Annotated in this window: 1 protein-coding gene; it reads left to right on the top strand. The window is 34.3% G+C overall.

The window, feature by feature from the left end; all coding sequences use genetic code 11:
* A partial coding sequence (locus GNY06_RS00370) for a transposase (RefSeq protein ID WP_166518315.1) occupies positions 1-315 on the top strand: 315 nt, incomplete at both ends.

Below are 315 nucleotides of genomic sequence, written 5' to 3'. Positions count from 1 at the left end.
GGCAGAAAGCGCAACTTGTTTGCTTATCGGGATTCATTAAGAAAAAAGATAGCTGCAAAAATATCTGTCAGTGATTATTACATTGTAGATAGCATGCCATTAGAAATATGCAAATTAAGCAGAAGTTGCAGAAGTACTGTTTGTAGAGAAAATTACTTTACCAGCCCGGATAAAGGTTTTTGTGCTTCGCAAAATAGTGTTTATTATGGTTATAAATTGCATGCAGTGTGTACTACTGATGGGATTTTTACCGATTTTGATCTAACACAAGCTTCTGTACAGGATATTCATTATCTCAAAGATATTAAGCACTTG

The sequence above is a fragment of the Elizabethkingia argenteiflava genome, from assembly GCF_009904105.1.
Classification (GTDB): Bacteria; Bacteroidota; Bacteroidia; order Flavobacteriales; family Weeksellaceae; genus Elizabethkingia; species Elizabethkingia argenteiflava.
Note: the sequence above shows the minus strand (reverse complement) of the source record. Positions and strands in the feature narration are given on the sequence as shown.